Source organism: Vibrio sp. 2134-1, assembly GCF_033339495.1.
Genome location: NZ_JAWOUS010000362.1, coordinates 1 through 744, shown reverse-complemented (window position 1 = coordinate 744; position 744 = coordinate 1). Strand labels below are relative to the sequence as shown.

Sequence of the window (744 nt, the reverse complement as noted above, 5' to 3'; positions counted from 1 at the left end):
ATCCCCACTTATGTAAGAGGGGCTTCGTTTAGAAATTCATGACTCAAGGTCATTTCGCAGTGTTGTGTTTTTTAATAAATGCAGACGAATAGCCGAGCAACTTTACTTTATCCAGTGTGGCTTGCGTCAGGGAATAGTCAGTAAATGGACCCAATAACAAGCGATAAGACTCTTTCGCGTTTTCCAAGAAAGTTTCGGTATCCAGCTTTTGACCAAGCTCTGCGCCTAAAGTTCGTGCGCGATCTTCATTTTTTGAAGATGCGACTTGAATGACGTACTTTGGGTGAGATTCTAGCGACTTTTGATCGGTAGGTTTCTCTACGCTGATAACTTCGATTTCAACATTCGCCGTTCCTGTTTTTATGACATCCAATTTATGCGCAGCGGCGTAGCTCAAGTCAATGATACGGCCATCGTGAAACGGCCCTCGGTCATTTACTCGAACGACTGTGGTTTTGCCATTGTCGGTGTTGGTCACTTTCACATAGCTTGGTAACGGTAGCGTTTTATGCGCAGCCGTCATGGAGTACATGTCGTAGATTTCACCGTTAGACGTCAAATGCCCCTGGAACTTTTTACCGTACCAAGATGCACGACCTTTTTCAGTAAACCCTTTTGCGTCGCGAACGATCTTGTAATCATTACCGCGCAAGTGGTAATCGGTATTACCGCCTAGGCTGTAAGGTTCGTATTTGGGATGCGCATCCTCGATGTGTTCGACTGAAAGCGGTGTATCAGGTGCTA

The 744-nt window shown here is 45.4% G+C and carries 1 protein-coding gene; it reads right to left on the bottom strand.

Annotated features, from left to right (window positions below; all coding sequences use genetic code 11):
- Positions 1 to 49: 49 nt before the first annotated feature.
- Positions 50 to 744: septal ring lytic transglycosylase RlpA family protein (locus tag R7R78_RS26005; RefSeq protein WP_225474597.1), on the bottom strand; the 695-nt coding region annotated here is incomplete at its 5' end.